At 58.4% G+C, this 14544-nt stretch carries 16 protein-coding genes; 6 read left to right on the top strand and 10 right to left on the bottom strand.

Annotation, left to right across the window (positions count from 1 at the left end):
* Window positions 1–23: 23 nt before the first annotated feature.
* The 3 genes from ruvB (at window position 24) to queG (ending at window position 2585) form a co-directional block, all read left to right on the top strand.
* Complete coding sequence (gene ruvB / locus J4E00_RS15840; RefSeq protein WP_208176158.1) at window positions 24–1079, top strand: Holliday junction branch migration DNA helicase RuvB; 1056 nt, start codon at window positions 24–26, stop codon at window positions 1077–1079.
* 69 nt (window positions 1080–1148) lie between these two features.
* Window positions 1149–1631 carry a YdeI/OmpD-associated family protein gene (locus J4E00_RS15845; RefSeq protein ID WP_208176159.1) on the top strand — a complete coding sequence of 161 codons (483 nt, stop codon included), beginning with the start codon at window positions 1149–1151 and terminating at the stop codon, window positions 1629–1631.
* Window positions 1632–1649: 18 nt separating this feature from the next.
* Window positions 1650–2585 carry a tRNA epoxyqueuosine(34) reductase QueG gene (gene queG / locus J4E00_RS15850; protein ID WP_208176160.1) on the top strand — a complete coding sequence of 312 codons (936 nt, stop codon included), beginning with the start codon at window positions 1650–1652 and terminating at the stop codon, window positions 2583–2585.
* 22 nt (window positions 2586–2607) lie between these two features.
* On the opposite strand, the gene J4E00_RS15855 is transcribed toward queG, so the two are convergent.
* The 7 genes from J4E00_RS15855 to J4E00_RS15885 form a co-directional block, all read right to left on the bottom strand.
* Window positions 2608–2823 carry a hypothetical protein gene (locus J4E00_RS15855; RefSeq protein WP_208176161.1) on the bottom strand — a complete coding sequence of 72 codons (216 nt, stop codon included), beginning with the start codon at window positions 2821–2823 and terminating at the stop codon, window positions 2608–2610.
* A gap of 219 nt (window positions 2824–3042) precedes the next feature.
* Window positions 3043–3900 carry a ferritin-like domain-containing protein gene (locus tag J4E00_RS15860; RefSeq protein ID WP_208176162.1) on the bottom strand — a complete coding sequence of 286 codons (858 nt, stop codon included), beginning with the start codon at window positions 3898–3900 and terminating at the stop codon, window positions 3043–3045.
* Window positions 3897–4619 (bottom strand): ferritin-like domain-containing protein, encoded by a 723-nt coding sequence (locus J4E00_RS15865; RefSeq protein WP_208176163.1) that lies wholly within the window; start codon window positions 4617–4619, stop codon window positions 3897–3899. Before J4E00_RS15865 ends, J4E00_RS15860 begins: the two co-directional genes overlap by 4 nt.
* Window positions 4620–4787: 168 nt before the next feature.
* Window positions 4788–5708 carry a ferritin-like domain-containing protein gene (locus J4E00_RS15870; protein WP_208176164.1) on the bottom strand — a complete coding sequence of 307 codons (921 nt, stop codon included), beginning with the start codon at window positions 5706–5708 and terminating at the stop codon, window positions 4788–4790.
* A gap of 33 nt (window positions 5709–5741) precedes the next feature.
* A complete protein-coding gene (locus J4E00_RS15875) occupies window positions 5742–6476 on the bottom strand; it encodes a ferritin-like domain-containing protein (protein ID WP_208176165.1) in 735 nt (244 codons plus the stop codon).
* A gap of 260 nt (window positions 6477–6736) precedes the next feature.
* Window positions 6737–7603: a ferritin-like domain-containing protein gene (locus tag J4E00_RS15880; protein ID WP_208176166.1), complete on the bottom strand. Its 867-nt coding sequence runs from the start codon at window positions 7601–7603 to the stop codon at window positions 6737–6739.
* Between the two features lie 31 nt (window positions 7604–7634).
* Window positions 7635–8381 (bottom strand): ferritin-like domain-containing protein, encoded by a 747-nt coding sequence (locus J4E00_RS15885; RefSeq protein ID WP_208176167.1) that lies wholly within the window; start codon window positions 8379–8381, stop codon window positions 7635–7637.
* A 272-nt stretch (window positions 8382–8653) separates the two neighbouring features.
* On the opposite strand from J4E00_RS15885, the gene J4E00_RS15890 reads away from it, so the two are divergent.
* The 3 genes from J4E00_RS15890 (at window position 8654) to J4E00_RS15900 (ending at window position 12314) form a co-directional block, all read left to right on the top strand.
* Entirely contained in the window at window positions 8654–10147 is a 1494-nt protein-coding gene (locus tag J4E00_RS15890; RefSeq protein WP_208176168.1) for a BatD family protein, read from the top strand.
* Window positions 10148–10231: 84 nt separating this feature from the next.
* Window positions 10232–11311, top strand: a complete 1080-nt coding sequence (aroC, locus tag J4E00_RS15895) for a chorismate synthase (protein ID WP_208176169.1) — start codon at window positions 10232–10234, stop codon at window positions 11309–11311.
* A 403-nt stretch (window positions 11312–11714) separates the two neighbouring features.
* Window positions 11715–12314: a NifU family protein gene (locus J4E00_RS15900; protein WP_208176170.1), complete on the top strand. Its 600-nt coding sequence runs from the start codon at window positions 11715–11717 to the stop codon at window positions 12312–12314.
* A 223-nt stretch (window positions 12315–12537) separates the two neighbouring features.
* Here J4E00_RS15900 and J4E00_RS15905 read toward each other — a convergent pair whose 3' ends face one another.
* Genes J4E00_RS15905 through J4E00_RS15915 form a run of 3 tightly spaced genes read right to left on the bottom strand, consistent with a single transcriptional unit; the run spans window position 12538 to window position 14521 of the window.
* Window positions 12538–13458, bottom strand: coding sequence for a DUF5777 family beta-barrel protein (locus J4E00_RS15905; RefSeq protein ID WP_236049836.1), 921 nt, complete (start codon window positions 13456–13458; stop codon window positions 12538–12540).
* Between the two features lie 52 nt (window positions 13459–13510).
* Window positions 13511–14104: a YceI family protein gene (locus J4E00_RS15910; RefSeq protein WP_208176171.1), complete on the bottom strand. Its 594-nt coding sequence runs from the start codon at window positions 14102–14104 to the stop codon at window positions 13511–13513.
* A gap of 15 nt (window positions 14105–14119) precedes the next feature.
* On the bottom strand, window positions 14120–14521 hold the full coding sequence (locus J4E00_RS15915) for a cytochrome c (protein WP_208176172.1): 402 nt from the start codon (window positions 14519–14521) through the stop codon (window positions 14120–14122).
* Window positions 14522–14544 lie beyond the last annotated feature (23 nt).

Genomic DNA, 14544 nt, shown 5'->3' on the forward strand with positions numbered 1-14544 from the left:
CAATAATTTTAGCAACTATCGTTATGCGAGAAGCCTTTCTCTCTGGCGGCACCGAAGGGTTCGATGCCACCGACAAGGACATTGATAAAGCCCTTCGGCCGCTCAGCTTCGATGATTTTACTGGCCAGGACAAGATTCTGGAGAACCTGAAAGTCTTCGTAGCCGCCGCCAAAATGCGCGGCGATGCCCTCGACCACGTCTTGCTGCACGGTCCTCCTGGCCTGGGCAAAACCACCCTCTCCCACATCATCGCCAACGAGCTGGGTTCGGGCATCAAAATGACCAGCGGCCCGGTGCTCGACAAGCCCTCCGACCTCGCTGGCCTGCTCACCAACTTGGAGCCGCACGATGTGCTATTCATTGACGAAATCCATCGCCTGAATCCGGTGGTGGAAGAGTACCTGTACTCGGCAATGGAGGATTACCGCATCGACATCATGCTCGATTCGGGTCCTAATGCCCGCTCAGTGCAGATTTCGCTGTCGCCCTTTACGCTAGTAGGCGCTACCACGCGCTCGGGCATGCTCACGGCTCCGTTGCGAGCGCGCTTCGGCATCTCGGCCCGCCTCGAATACTACGACTCCAAGCTGCTGACTACCATTGTGCAGCGCTCGGCCGAGATTCTGGGTACGCCCATCCACGAAGATGCAGCCTATGAGATTGCCCGGCGCTCGCGCGGTACGCCCCGCATTGCCAACAACCTGTTGCGCCGCACCCGTGATTTTGCCCAAATCAAGGGCGACGGCACCATTACAGTTGAAATCGCCCAGTTTGCGCTTAATGCCCTCGACGTGGACGCCCGTGGCTTGGACGATATGGATAAGCGGATTCTTACCACCATCATCGACAAGTTCAAAGGTGGTCCGGTGGGTATCAGCACCATTGCCACGGCCTGCGGCGAGGAAGGCGAAACCATTGAGGAAGTGTACGAACCCTTCCTGATTCAGGAAGGCTACATCAAGCGCACCTCACGCGGCCGGGAGGCGACGGAGGCTGCGTACCAGCACTTGGGTCGCCTGCTGCCCAACCATCTGCGCGGCAACAACGGCGCCAGCTTGTTCGATGAAATAACCCAATAGCCTATTTTACCTTACGCAAAAACGCACCGCCAGCCAGCGGTGCGTTTTTGCGTGAGCTTGTCGTACTATATGCACACTTTTACCGCCGTGCTTGAGTTGATAGGCGTCAATCCTTTTGTGCAGGTTCCTACCGAGGTGCTGGCCGATGTATTTTCCCAGGCCGGGCGCAGCAAGGGGCCGGTACGGGTGCATGGAACCGTCAACGGCAAGCCGTTTCAGCAAACGCTGGTGCGCTACGCCGGCTGCTGGCGCCTCTACATCAACCTGATGCTGCTGCCTAACTCGCCGCGCCGCATTGGAGAAGTACTGGCGGTGACTCTCGACTACAACCCATTGGCCCCACCAGCATTCACCTGCCCGGCCTTCGAACAGGCGCTGGCCCAAACCCCCGAAGCCCAGCTGGTGTTTGCCAGCCTGCCGCCCTCGCGCCAACTGGAGTTGGTACGGTACTTAGCACGTCTGAAGTCTCCGGAGAGCTTGGCGCGCAACCTCGACCGCGCCATCGGATTTTTGCTGGGCAAAAACCGGTTTGTCGGCCGTGACCGGCCCTAACATTTAACCTTGCCTTGTATGCTTTCCCAGTCCCAGTGGGCTCCCTTCATCAAGCGTCGCGCAGCGGAACTGGGCTTTATGGCCTGCGGCATTTCGAAAGCGGAATTCCTGGAGGAAGAAGCCCCGCGCCTCGAAACCTGGCTCACGCGCCGCATGAATGGCAAGATGGGCTACATGGAAAACCACTTCGACAAGCGCCTCGACCCGCGCTTGCTGGTGGACGGCGCTAAATCGGTGATTTCGCTGCTGCTCAACTACTACCCCGCCCCCGAAACCCAACAGCCCGACGATACCCTGAAAATCAGCAAGTACGCCTACGGCCGCGACTACCACTTCGTTATCAAAGACAAGTTGAAGACACTGCTGGCCGACATGGAAGCCGAGATAGGGGCCATCGGCGGGCGTTGCTTCGTAGATTCTGCACCGGTGCTGGACAAGGCCTGGGCAAAGAAGTCCGGCCTTGGCTGGGTGGGCAAAAACTCGAACCTGATAACGCCCGGCACCGGCTCGTTCTACTTCATTGCCGAGCTGATTGTGGACGTGGAGCTTCCCGCCGATGGGCCCATCCGGGACTACTGCGGTACCTGCACCAAGTGCGTAGATGCCTGCCCCACGCAGGCCATTACGGAACCCTACGTAGTAGACGGCAGCAAATGCATCAGCTACTTTACCATCGAGCTGAAGGACCAGATTCCGATGGAAGTAGCTGGGCAGTTCGGCAACTGGATGTTTGGCTGCGACATCTGCCAAGACGTGTGCCCCTGGAACCGCTTCTCCAAGCCGCACAATGAGCCGCAGTTCAACCCTGCGCCCGGCCTGAAAGACCTGACGCCCGGCGACTGGCGCGAAATCACCCACGAATTATTTACGGAGCTGTTCCGGCAGTCGGCGGTGAAGCGCACTGGCTACGAAGGCCTGAAACGCAACATCCGGTTTGTGACAGAAGGCAAATGAGAACCTAGTGGCCGGGGCTGGCTTAGCCCACCCCCGCTACCGGAAACTCGCCCTGAAAATTGCCGAACACCCGCTTCAGCACGGTGCGGTAGATGCGAGCAAACTGCTGGTAGCACCAGCTCCGAAAGTCGGGAACTTCGGCTGGAACCAGCATTCTGAGGGCTTTGCGAAGCTCTTTCTCGAAAAGGGCGCGGTTGAAGCTGACTTTCATCAGAATCAATTTCACGTAGTCTAGCATGGGTGGGAAGTGAACGAAAGACAGTGAAAGAAGGTATTGGCACCCCAAAGCCCGCCGCAAAAGGCCACGGCTGGCTTTGGAATATAGAAATATACAACATTGAGGTAGGGCTTCGCAACTGACCAAGGCCAATAGCACCCCATAGGATGCCCGAATACGCAAAAAGAGCAGCCATGGCTACTCTTTCGCTAAAAAAAGCCAGAATGTTGCACTACTCGGCTAGACGAACAAATCCATAGCCGCTTGCGCCGTAGCAGTATTGGCCGCCTCATCAAAAGACTCGGCCAGCGCTGGGTCGTGAATGGCAGCGCCTTTGCTAATGGTGAGGAAGGTGCTGAAGGGAATGGAAACGCCTGCCGACTGATATTGGATGGTGGTTTCTTCGCCACCGGTAGCGGCAGTAGTCAGCACCTGCGCGGCCGCCGGACGAGTAATGACAGCATCTTCTTCACTGGGCCAGTTCTGCACCACTGCACCCCGGCTCCGGCGCAGGCTGCGCACATGGGACGCATGCTGCGACTCAACGGGCAGTATGCGCAGGACGCTACGGGTCAGCACTGCATCGTACACCAGATTAAATGCGTGCGCGGTGTAGAGCCGCACGCCCAGGTCTTCGATTTGCTGCGCCAGGGCCAGAAAATCATCGAAGCTGGTGAACACGTTCGGGAACAGGACCGGGTTGGAAGACTGCCCGTGACGGCCACTGAAATCAAACGTGGGTACGGTGGGCACAATGGCTCCGGCATTTTGCAAGGCCTGCTGCAATAGCGCGGCATGCTGCGTCTGGTGGGCCAGCATGCGCTCAAAATCCGGGCGTTGAGCTGTCGTAATCAAGCCGGCTGCGGCCAAGGCCTGCGTATAGAGTGCTACCTGCAGCCGCTCCAACTGCAGCAGTTGGAGCGCGGCATCAAACGAGCTGTCGAGGGTGCCGGCGGTGGTAGCCTGCGCGGTGCCCAGGCCCAGCGGAAGGGCTGCCGCGGCTGCACGTCCCAGCTTGGTCAGCAAAGCCCGGCGGGGAGTAGGCTCGGGAGCCGTCGGGGTGGCCGCTAAATGGTCGAGAACGGAAATCAGCTTCATACGGGAACGGCCAGGTTGGCCACGGAAATAACGTAGGGGGCGAAGTAGGGCGCCAGGGCAGTATTGACCTCCATCGGGGTTTTGGTGATGAGCAGCCCGGTGCTATCCACCACGTTGCTGCTGGCAAAGGAGCCGGGTGTGAGCAAATCACGAATGGCAGCGGCCTGGCGCGACACGACCGACCCGGCTTTCAGCATCATCAACCGCTGCGATGTACCGCTAGCAGTGAACAGCGTCAGCAACACAGGGAAAGCAGCGGCGGCCAAATCGGCTATCTGCTGGGCGGCAGCCAGCACCCCAGCCCGGCTGGTGAGCGTGAAGGAGGTGAGGTTGAAGACGAAATCAGTGGGAAAGAGCACCGCCGTGCCAGCGGGGTCGATAAAGTAGCGGAATAGCTCGCGGTGCACGATGGCGTGGTCGCGCAGGTCGGCAAATACGGAGCGGTCGGTCGCGGTAAAGTCGGAAGGCGGTACATCCACTGCTTTCTGATAAAGCGTGGTTTGGGCCAGGCTAAGCAGGTAAGCGTAATAGAGCAGCCCGGAATCGCCGCTGGGCAGGGTAAGTAGGTTGGGGTCGGACGTAACGGGCTCGGGAGTCGAGTCGCTACAGCCCGCTGCAATCAGAGCCACCGAAGCAGCCGAGGCGGCCGAAACCCGTAAAAAAACGCGCCGCCCCAGCGACTGTTCCCGCCAGGCGGGGAAAAAAGTGTAGTCAGACATCTGGTAAGTATTCAGGCTGACCTGCTCACCCAATGAGCCAGGCTCCAGCCATTACAAAGGTACTCGCTACCCTTCCATTGGTTGCAAAGGCCTTGAGAAACAAAGCCGGCCCCGCGCGTGCAGAACCGGCTTTGGCTAAAAGAAGTGCCCTGAATGGACGCGGAACGCCTACGCGAGGAGCCGGCCGGCGCGTGAAGCATCCAGTACTTCTGCCGGCTGTAAGGCCTCATCAAAGGCAGCAGCGGCATCATCGGCTGAGTACTTTGGCGGTGTATCGCCAAAAGCCGTCGTGATAGGCAGCGCCGCCTTTGTCCCGATAGCGCCTTGGTTGATATTACTTTCTGCCATGCTGGGCTTAGTGCGTTCATAAGCGGGAATGCCGTAGGTAGTACCGCCCAGTGTGACCACCGTAGAGGTAGTCGAGGTGTTGGGTACGCCACCGGTATAGGTAGTGTCGGTGGCTACATCATCGGCCGCGTTGGGCCAGGGCAGTTGGTTGCGCATGCTGCGGATGTGGGCTGCGTGCCGCGCCTCGACCGAGTGAATCTGGAGGGCCACGGTAAGCAGGTCATTAGGAGCCCCTAATAGCTCGGCTGCACGGCCTTTATAGGCGCGCACGCCTGTGTCTTCAAGCAACTGGGCCAGTTTCAGTTGGTCGGCGTAGCTGGCGGGCAGCAGGCTGGCATTGAAGCGGATACCTGTGGTGGCAGTGCCCGCAACGGGCGTGCCGCTCAGGGCACGAATGGCAGCGGTCAGGGCCGTGACGTGGGCGTCTTCGTGGGATTTGATAAGGCGAATAGCCGTATCGTCGGCCCCGCTCGGAATCTGGCGGGCGGCAATGAACTGCCGGTAGAAGTCGGCCTCCAGCAATTCCAAAGTCAGGGCGTAATTCAGTACATCAATTGGAGTAGATGTGGTGCCGGCATAAGCTTTCTGGAACAGGGCCCCTAGGAACAGTGGCGAAGTAGCCAGTGCAGCCCGCTTGGCCACGGAGCCGAGGGAATTGAATACGGCGCGGCGCGAATCGAAGCGGCCCAGTACGTCGGAATCCACTTCGGCGAGGTGCTCGATGATATTAAACAGGTTCATAACGAATGACGGGGCGAAAGAATAGACAGGAACTTACTGGCCGATGGTGCTCACATCGAGCTGCACCACGGTGGCATCCAGGTAAGTATTCACGATTTTGATGACATCAGCGGGTGCCATCTGCTTGTCTAAGCCGGTAGTGGCATCTACCTGGTCGATTGCGGCGAAGGAGCCGGACGTGAGCAGGTCGCGGACGTAGGCCGCATGACGAGCTTCCACCGACACAATCTGCCCGGCAATGCTCACGTAAGCCGGCACTTTGAACAGCTTGCCCGCGCCGTTGTAGGCGGCTACGCCCAAGTCTTCAAACGTCTTGGCGGCCGTTAACAGCCGGGTGCGGTCCGTGAAAGTGGCGTCGTCGAATTTGAACGTGAGTGTTTGCAGCAACTGCCCCGGGAAGTCCCGGTTGATGGCTGCCTGCAGGAAGTCGCGGTGAATGGCTTCGTGTGTTGCCACGTTGGTAAGAACGGCCTTCTCAGCCGTCGATAGCACCGTAGTGGTTGCCGCCACTGCTTTGGCATAAAAGGCCGCTTCCAACTGCTCTAGGGCGTAGGCATAGTTGAGCACGCTGGCATCGCCAAAGCCCAGGCTCACGTTGATACTGGGGGCGGTGGTTTCCGATTCTTTGGAACAGCCGGCCAGTGCCAGCGCCGTAACACCAGCTGTAGCGCCGGCATACATAAAGAAGGAGCGCCGCTTGATGGGAGTGTGCAGCGACTGCGCGGGCCGCGGGCTTTCGGAGTCAGTCGGCCGAAGGGTATCGGGCATGAGCGAAGAATATTTAATGAGCAAATAGACGAATGGAGGCCAAAGCAGATAGTCTGAGCTAGGTGGCTCCGCCGCCCACAGACCTGCAAAGCCGGATTCCCAAACGGAATTCCGAAGGAAGATGCCGATACAAAGCTAACCCGTTGCAGGCGTCGGTACGGAAACTGCAAATTATCCAGGCCCTATAACGACGCAAAGCCGGTTCCGCGTACTGCGGAACCGGCTTTGCGTCGTTATAGGGCCGAAAAGGCCATAACCATCTAAGCTCCTACCAGGCCACCTGCGCGCGAGGCATCGAGGACTTCAGCAGCTTGCAAGTACTCATCAAACGAGGCTGCAGCATCAGCAGCGGTATACGTAGCGCCCAAGCCGGTGGTGATGGGCACGTTCGACTGGGTCGTATTGCTCTCAACCGGGCTGGCGGCGGTGTACGCCGGAATGCCGTAGCCGAAAGGCGAAGTAGTCGAAGTCGGGCCCGTTACCCCGCTGGTGTATACCGGGTGAGCAGCCAGGTCATCGCCCGGATTAACCCAAGGCTTTTGACCGCGCATGTAGCGGATTTTCGAGGCGTGGCGGGCTTCCACGGAGTGGATTTGCAAGGCTACAGTCAGGAGGTCGGTACCGAGCAGTTCGCCGGCGCGGCCTTTGTAAGCGCGGACGCCGGTGTCTTCCAGCAACTGGGCAATGCCGAGCTGGGCCGCAAAAGTGGTGAGGCCGGCGAAAACGGCTGATTTAAACGGCGCGCTGGCCACTGGCGTACCACCCAGACCCGTGATGGCCGTACGCAGCAGCGCAACGTGTGCGTCTTCGTGGCCTTTGATTTGGTCGATAGCGGCTTTGTCGGCGGCCGAAGCACCTGCATATTGCGATGAAGCCTTCACTTTAGCATAAAAGTCCTGCTCGAACAGCTCTAGGGTCAGCGCGTACTGCAATACCTCCACTGGGGTAGAGGTAGTGCCAGCATAGGCTTTTTGGAACAAAGCACCCAGAAACAAAGGCGTAGCAGCCAAAGCAGAGCGTTTGGCGATGTTGCCCAACGAACCAAAAACGGCACGGCGCGAGTCGAAGCGGCCCAGAACGTCGGCGTCTACTTTAGAAAGGTCGTCGATTATTTTGAAAAAATCCATGACAAAGGTTGATTACAAGTGAAGGAAGGGATTATTTGCCAACAGTGCTAGCATCAAGCTTCTCTGTGACAAACGACTGAGCGATGGCAATTACATCCATCGGCGACATAGCCTTATCGAGACCACTGGCATCTACCTGGTCAGAAGAAGAGAAGGTGTTCGGAGTAATCAGTTCGCGAACATATGCGGCATGCCGGGCTTCAACCGATACGATTTGGCCGGCAATAACCAAGTAGGCAGCTGTTTTAATCAGCTTGCCCGCACCGTTGTAAGCCGCCACACCAAGGTCCTCAAAAGCTTTGGCCGCATCCAGAATACCGAGTTTGGTATCCGTACCCGACTTCAGGCGCTTCGTGAAATCGATGTTCGAAAAATTGGGGGTCAGGTTCTGCAGAATCTTACCGGGAGCGTCGCGGTTGATAGCTGCCTTGAAGAAGTCGCGGTGAATGGCTTCGTGCGCAGCAACTTCAGAAAAATAAGCCGTTTCGGCCGCCGACAGACCCGTGTTGGTCGATGCCTTCACTTGCGCATAGAACGCAGCTTCCAGCTGTTCCAGAGCGTATGCGTAGTTAAGGACCCCAACATCGCCGGAGCCTAAGCTGATGCCATTGTTAACAGGCGTGGAATCGCTGTCTTTCGAGCAGCCCGCCAGCACCAGAGCCGTAGCTCCAGCCGTGGCACCGGCGTACATGAAGAAAGAACGGCGCTTGATGGGCGTGTACAGCGGCTGGGCGAACGAAGCTTCGTCGGCGCTGCGGGGCTGAAGATTATCAGACATGAGCGAGAAATGGTTTGGTGAGAGATTACTAGGAAGGCAAAGGCAATAGGAGACCAGCCGGAGCCGGAGGTCCGCTTTTTTATAAGAAAACCCAGCTTGATTGGGTGATTTATGGGCAGATACGGCTACAGTGGCGCTAAAGGATTTAATAGGCGCTCATTTTTTTGTTTATCAACTGTCTTTCAACCGTAGCCGCCGGAGGCTAAGGCTTGTTGGAAAGCCGATTCCAGCGTTTAACGCTACTTTTAAGGTCTGCTATTAAGCCAGTGACTATGGGACGACTTTTTGGGGTGTTGGCGTTGCTGTGGGGGCTGGGTCAGCCCGGCACGCCCCCCGCCGTCCCGGCCGCGCCTACCCAGACGGCCGCAGCCGATGTGGCCCTGCTGCCTGGCCCGGCCACACTGCCCGTTACAGGAATATATACAGTGTCTTTCCGCCTGCGCGGAGGCCAGTTAGGCAAATACTCCGATTTTCCGGAGCTGGAAGGCTTTAAGAAAAGCGGCAAAACCAGTACCACCACCACACGAATCGTGCAGGGCCGCCGCTTCAGCGACCTCACCATTACGCAGCGCTACATGCCGTATGGAGAGGGTGAAATCGTTATCAAGCCGTTTCAGATGACTGTGAACGGTGTGGTACTGCGCAGCACGGAAGCCACCGTACGGGTGCAGGCGGCATTGCCCAATCCTACAGCCATGACTAAGCCAGTGCCTGGCAATACCCAGCTGCAAGCCGTGGGCGACTTGGATAAGATGTTTGGCAAACCCAAGCCGGTGCTGTACCAGGACGTGCCCGACCACGCCTTTCTGGCCGTGATGGCCGACCGGCCCCGCGTGTTTGCGGGGGAGGGCGTGCGGGTGGGCCTCTATTTTTACCTCAAGCCCGAAGACCAGGCGCTGCTGGCTTTTCACGATTTTAATAACCAGCTGCCGCCGCTGTTACACGAGTTGCACCAGCCCACCGCGTGGCAGGAACCCGGCCCCGAACCCAGCGTGACGCCCGATACCGTGCGCCACCTGGGCCAGCGCTACCTGCGTTTCCGACTGGCCGAAAACCTCTATTATCCGCTCACGTCTCAGCCCCTGCGCTTCCCGCCCTTGGCCCTGACAATGGTGAAGTACAAGGTGCTGAAAAAGCCGGAGCCCGGCCAGGACAACCGCTTGGCAGGATACAAAACCTATTATTCGCCCGGCGTGAGCGTGCAGGTGCGGGCACTGCCGCAGGCGGCCCGGGGCGGAGCCGTAGCCGTGGGTAGTTACAAGGTGCTGGAGGCCGTCAGCCGCACGAAATTTCGGGTGGGCGAGTCATTCACGTACACCTTTGGCCTGGAAGGAAAGGGGAATTTATCGGCCCTACTAGCCCCGGCACTTGCGCCGAGGCCGGGCGTGGATGTGTATGGGCCGGAGGTGCGCGAACAGCCCGCACCGGGTGGGGGGCGTAAGCTTTTTCGTTATCGACTGGTGGCCCGCCGCCCCGGCGTGCTGCCCCTCGATAGCCTGCTGCAAGTGGTGATTTTCAACCCCGCTACCACCCGCTACGATACCCTGCGACCCGATTTGCGACCCGAAATACGTGGCGTCGCCACCCCAGCCCCATTGTCTAAACCCGAGGATGACCCCTTCTACGGTCCGGCTCTGGCCGGTGCCGATACCACGATGCAGTCCTTGGATGTGTACCGCGACGTGCGCCGCTATGCCGATTGGCTGCTGCTGGGGCTGGTAGCCGTGGCGGGCTTCGGCTGGTGGCGGGCAGGGCGGCAGGCGTAGTTTTGGGGCGGAGTTATCTGTCATCCTGGACAGTTCTGCTTTAGGACGACAAAAACACCTAACACTAAGCACTAAGTACCAAGAATGTCTAACACCTTCGGCTCCCTCTTTCGCATCACCACATTTGGCGAGTCGCACGGAGCGGGCATCGGCGTGATTATCGACGGTTGCCCGGCAGGCGTAGCAGTAGAGGCGGCGCATATTCAGGCGGCGCTGGACCGGCGCCGGCCCGGCCAGTCTGACCTCACCACACCGCGCAAAGAGGCTGATACCGTGCACATCCAGTCGGGCCTGTTTGAGGGTGTGACGACGGGCACGCCCATCAGCCTGTTCATCCCCAACGCCGACCAGCGCTCCGACGACTACTCGCACATTGCCCACGCCTACCGCGCCAGCCACGCCGACTACACCTACGACGTGAAATATGGCCGCCGCGACTACCGTGGCGGTGGCCGCAGCTCGGCCCGCGAAACAGCGGCCCGCGTGGCAGCTGGCGCTGTGGCAGCCCGGCTGCTGGCGCACTTTGGCATCGATACCGTGGCCTACGTCTCGGCAGTGGGTGAGGTGGAAGTGCCGCTGGAATACACCGAGCTGGATTTGAGCCTTATCGACAGCAATCTGGTGCGCTGCCCGCACCCTGAAACGGCCGCTCTGATGGAAGCCCGCATCCGGGCCGCGCAGGCCGCGCACGATACCGTGGGCGGCGTGATTACGGGTGTGGCCCGGCACGTTCCCGCTGGCCTGGGCGAACCAGTTTTCGACAAGCTGCCTGCTGTGCTAGGCCACGCCCTGCTCAGTATTAATGCGGTGAAAGGGTTCGAGTTTGGCTCCGGCTTTGAAGGGACTAAGTTGCCCGGCTCGGTGCATAATGATGCGTTTTATACCGACGAAACCGGGGCCGTGCGCACCCGCACCAACCACAGCGGCGGCAGCCAGGGCGGCATTAGCAACGGGCAGGATATTTATTTTCGCGTTGCCTTCAAGCCTGTGGCCACGTTGCTCCAGCCCCAGCAAACCATCAATGACCAGGGCGAGGCCATCACGCTGGTGGGCCGGGGGCGCCACGACCCCTGCGTGCTGCCTCGTGCCGTGCCCATTGTGGAAGCCATGACCCAGCTCGTGCTGGCCGATTTGCTGCTGCGCGCCCGAGCGAATCAACTGTAATACTGGCATGGGCTTGCCGATTTGAAGGAATTGCCAAAGCCGGGACAACCCTAATTCTATGCCGGCTTGTGTACGCACAGCAGGTAAACCATTTGAACACAACAAGCGCCATTTTTACCAAGCAGCAGTAGCCTGGGCCACCGGGCAATACGTGGGTACACACATTTACAACTTGCGAAAACCGAGTTCCTCGTATCAGATGCAAACGACGTAGGAGGGCGCCTAGATGCACTCAATCGGCTTGCCGCTTTGCAAGGTCGGCTAGCAATAGCTGACGAATCCCAGCACAAGCTCCAAGCAAAATGATGTAGGTACATTTGCAACCTCTGAACGCCCATTGTGGTTGTACCTTTGCGGCTGCCGTTGCGGCGGCGCTTTCTTCTTGATTTTTAAGCTCTCAGCCATGTCTGTTTCCATTTATGCCGAAGCTTCTCCCAACCCGGAGAGCATGAAATTTGTCCTCAACCAAAACCTGTTGGTGGATGGTGTGAGCGTAGATTATCCCAACCTCGAAGCCGCCGCTAATTCGCCGCTGGCGCAGGAGTTGTTTGGCTTCGATTACGTGGGCCGGGTGTTCATCGCCCAGAACTTCGTCACCGTTACTAAAAACCAGCCTGAACTGGGCTGGACCCAGCTTATTCCTGAACTGCGCCAGTTCCTGAAAAGCTACGTTGAAGCTGGCGGTCCCATTTTCCTGGTCGACCCCGCCGCTGAACAAAAAGCCGCGCAAGCCGCCACCGCCGGCGACCCCAGCCAGCAGGAAGGCCAGATTGCTCAGAAAGTTATCGACTTGCTCGACAATTACGTGCGTCCCGCCGTGGAACAGGACGGTGGCAACATTACCTTCAAAAGCTACCACGAAGGCATCGTGACTGTGAATCTGCAAGGTTCCTGCTCCGGCTGCCCCTCAGCTACGGTTACCTTGAAATCAGGCATTGAAAACCTGCTCAAGCGCATGGTTCCCGAGGTACAAAGCGTAGTGGCCGAAGGAATTATGGTGTAAGTTGGCTGCTGCCGTGGTGTGAATGTTTTGCGCGCTTATTGCAAGCGCAACGCAGTAAAACGTCCGCTTCTCACTGGCTAGCCCTGTAAAGTAAAAAGCCCCGGCTCTGCGTAGAGCCGGGGCTTTTACGTTGGAGAAAGGCTTCGTTACGTCTTGGGGCTAGCTACCTGAGAAGCGGAAGGATACTTCGCTTGTGTGCAATGACAGATGGTGTTTAATCTTCTTATTTCAACTGCGATTTAACCGTGAAATTCCTGGCTACGGTGAAGCCGAAATAAATGTCGCCATCGAAGAAATTGCCATTCGTTTGGGGCACGAAGAACTTCTCGGTCATGCCTTGGGCATTGGTGACGTGGAGCTGAAAAACGTGGCCGCCAGTCTCGATGTCCACACCCAGGCCGAGGGCATTGTAGTAATTGTCAGCGGCGTAGCCGGGTAGCAGGTAGAAGTAATCGGCGGTGAGGGCGATGCGCTTGGTGAGCTTCTGGCGCAGGCCCGCACCGATGGAATACACATCATTCTGCATGCCATCGAGGGGCACATAATTGCGATGGATGAGCGTGGGCATGAGCTGCAGCGACAGGCTAGGGCTGAATTTCCGCGCAATAAGTACCTGGTAGGCGTAGTCTAGGCGCGAGGCCGTGCTGCGTTCAGTCGTGTTAGCCGGCGTATTGAACTTAAGGGTAGTGATGGCTGATGAGGCGAACAAGGTGACTGAAACCGGCATGGCCCGGGAGCCAGTAGTTTGCTGCAACGCCTTGTATTTCAAAAAACCATCAAAAGTTTTGTCTATCGAGCTGCGGCCGACGCCAACGGCTAGCCGGTCGGTCAGGCCGTACTCAAAGCTGAGGCGCAACACGGCTTGGTCGAGGCCAAAAAACTCGTAAGCACCGCTGTTGAGGGTGCCGAAACGGTGCTGGATGAGGAAGGCCAGCGTGCCGTGGCCTGGCGTTTCGATGGACTGGGCGTTGATGATGTGCGTGCCTTTGAACGTAGCAGCCACCACCTCGCGCTTGGTCGAGTCAGCGGTTTGCTTTTCAAGGTCACTCAGCAAGTCGGTCTGGGCCTGGGCGGGGTGGGCCAGGGCGCAGGCCGCGAGCAACAAGCCCGAAAAAAGGGAAGCGGAGTAAAAGCGACGGGTCATAGAAAAGGGACAGAAAATGCGGCGGAAGCTACTAAGCAGGCGCGAATAACCTTTAGCGCTGCGGGGATGCGGCTCCTACGGCACCGGCCGCAGGGGCGCATGCCAGGGCCACGCGCACGGTCACCGACTTGGCAATGCTGTTGCGCACAAGCAGCGGAATCTCAATGTTGTAATCGGCTGAGGCAACCGGGAATGTGGCCGAGGCCAACACCTGGCCGTCCTTCAGTTCCACGCTGGCAGACACCTGCACGCGGTGCGTCACACCGTGCAGGGTCAGGTCACCTTCCACTTGCACGGTGTGCGGCCCGGCAGCATTAAGTGTAGCCGCATCAAAGCCCACAAAATGGCCCGCAAACGTGGCTTTCGGGAATTTATCCGACTCCATGTAGTTCTCGTTGAAGTGCTCCTGCATGAGTGTGCGCTTAAACACGAAGCTCTTCACCGGTAGGCTGAAAGCCAGCTGGCCGGTGCTGAAATCGAGCACGGCCGCTACCTGCTGGGTTTTGGCTTCGATGTCCTCAATAGGCGTGGCCGAAAAGAAGGACACCTGCCCCGTTTTGGTCATGTACTTGCCTTGGGCGTGGGAGTACGTCAGCCCCGTGCAGAGTAGAAAAGTGGGCAGGAGCAGAAAAAAGGGGCGTTTCATCGTGCAGAAATAAGGTTAGTTATTGGGCTTGCCGGCTGCTATCCAAGCTTCGATGCGCTGGATATCGCAGTCCGACAGCTTGTCGCGGTTTTGGGGCATGGGCGGATAGCCGGGCAGGCGTTTTATGCAGCCCAGCATGCGGGTCGGGGAGTAGTATTGGTTGATTCCCTGGTAATTACTGAAATCGTAGCCTGCCCCTTTGACGTTTGCGTCGGCCGTGTTGTGGCATTCGCGGCAGTGGGCGTCAAAAATGGGCGAAATCACCCTGGCGTAGGTAATGGTTTCGTTGGCGACATCGCACTCCGGGGCCGGGTCGCCGTGTGAGTAGGTGCAGCTAGCCGCCAGGCCCAGCAGCAGGGCAGCAGTGCCCACCAAAGCGGGCCGGATGAATGCAGAAAAAGAGTCGAAAATGGGCATACCAAATAGTGGTAAAGCTTGGG

This window comes from Hymenobacter negativus (genome assembly GCF_017571495.1).
Taxonomy (GTDB): Bacteria; Bacteroidota; Bacteroidia; order Cytophagales; family Hymenobacteraceae; genus Hymenobacter; species Hymenobacter negativus.

Excerpts from the sequence above, each read along its gene's own strand:
- ruvB (WP_208176158.1), top strand. The coding sequence starts at position 24 with ATGCGAGAAGCCTTTCTCTCTGGCGGCACCGAAGGGTTCGATGCCACC.
- J4E00_RS15845 (WP_208176159.1), top strand. The coding sequence starts at position 1,149 with ATGCACACTTTTACCGCCGTGCTTGAGTTGATAGGCGTCAATCCTTTT.
- queG (WP_208176160.1), top strand. The coding sequence starts at position 1,650 with ATGCTTTCCCAGTCCCAGTGGGCTCCCTTCATCAAGCGTCGCGCAGCG.
- J4E00_RS15855 (WP_208176161.1), bottom strand. The coding sequence starts at position 2,823 with ATGCTAGACTACGTGAAATTGATTCTGATGAAAGTCAGCTTCAACCGC.
- J4E00_RS15860 (WP_208176162.1), bottom strand. The coding sequence starts at position 3,900 with ATGAAGCTGATTTCCGTTCTCGACCATTTAGCGGCCACCCCGACGGCT.
- J4E00_RS15865 (WP_208176163.1), bottom strand. The coding sequence starts at position 4,619 with ATGTCTGACTACACTTTTTTCCCCGCCTGGCGGGAACAGTCGCTGGGG.
- J4E00_RS15870 (WP_208176164.1), bottom strand. The coding sequence starts at position 5,708 with ATGAACCTGTTTAATATCATCGAGCACCTCGCCGAAGTGGATTCCGAC.
- J4E00_RS15875 (WP_208176165.1), bottom strand. The coding sequence starts at position 6,476 with ATGCCCGATACCCTTCGGCCGACTGACTCCGAAAGCCCGCGGCCCGCG.
- J4E00_RS15880 (WP_208176166.1), bottom strand. The coding sequence starts at position 7,603 with ATGGATTTTTTCAAAATAATCGACGACCTTTCTAAAGTAGACGCCGAC.
- J4E00_RS15885 (WP_208176167.1), bottom strand. The coding sequence starts at position 8,381 with ATGTCTGATAATCTTCAGCCCCGCAGCGCCGACGAAGCTTCGTTCGCC.
- J4E00_RS15890 (WP_208176168.1), top strand. The coding sequence starts at position 8,654 with ATGGGACGACTTTTTGGGGTGTTGGCGTTGCTGTGGGGGCTGGGTCAG.
- aroC (WP_208176169.1), top strand. The coding sequence starts at position 10,232 with ATGTCTAACACCTTCGGCTCCCTCTTTCGCATCACCACATTTGGCGAG.
- J4E00_RS15900 (WP_208176170.1), top strand. The coding sequence starts at position 11,715 with ATGTCTGTTTCCATTTATGCCGAAGCTTCTCCCAACCCGGAGAGCATG.
- J4E00_RS15905 (WP_236049836.1), bottom strand. The coding sequence starts at position 13,458 with ATGACCCGTCGCTTTTACTCCGCTTCCCTTTTTTCGGGCTTGTTGCTC.
- J4E00_RS15910 (WP_208176171.1), bottom strand. The coding sequence starts at position 14,104 with ATGAAACGCCCCTTTTTTCTGCTCCTGCCCACTTTTCTACTCTGCACG.
- J4E00_RS15915 (WP_208176172.1), bottom strand. The coding sequence starts at position 14,521 with ATGCCCATTTTCGACTCTTTTTCTGCATTCATCCGGCCCGCTTTGGTG.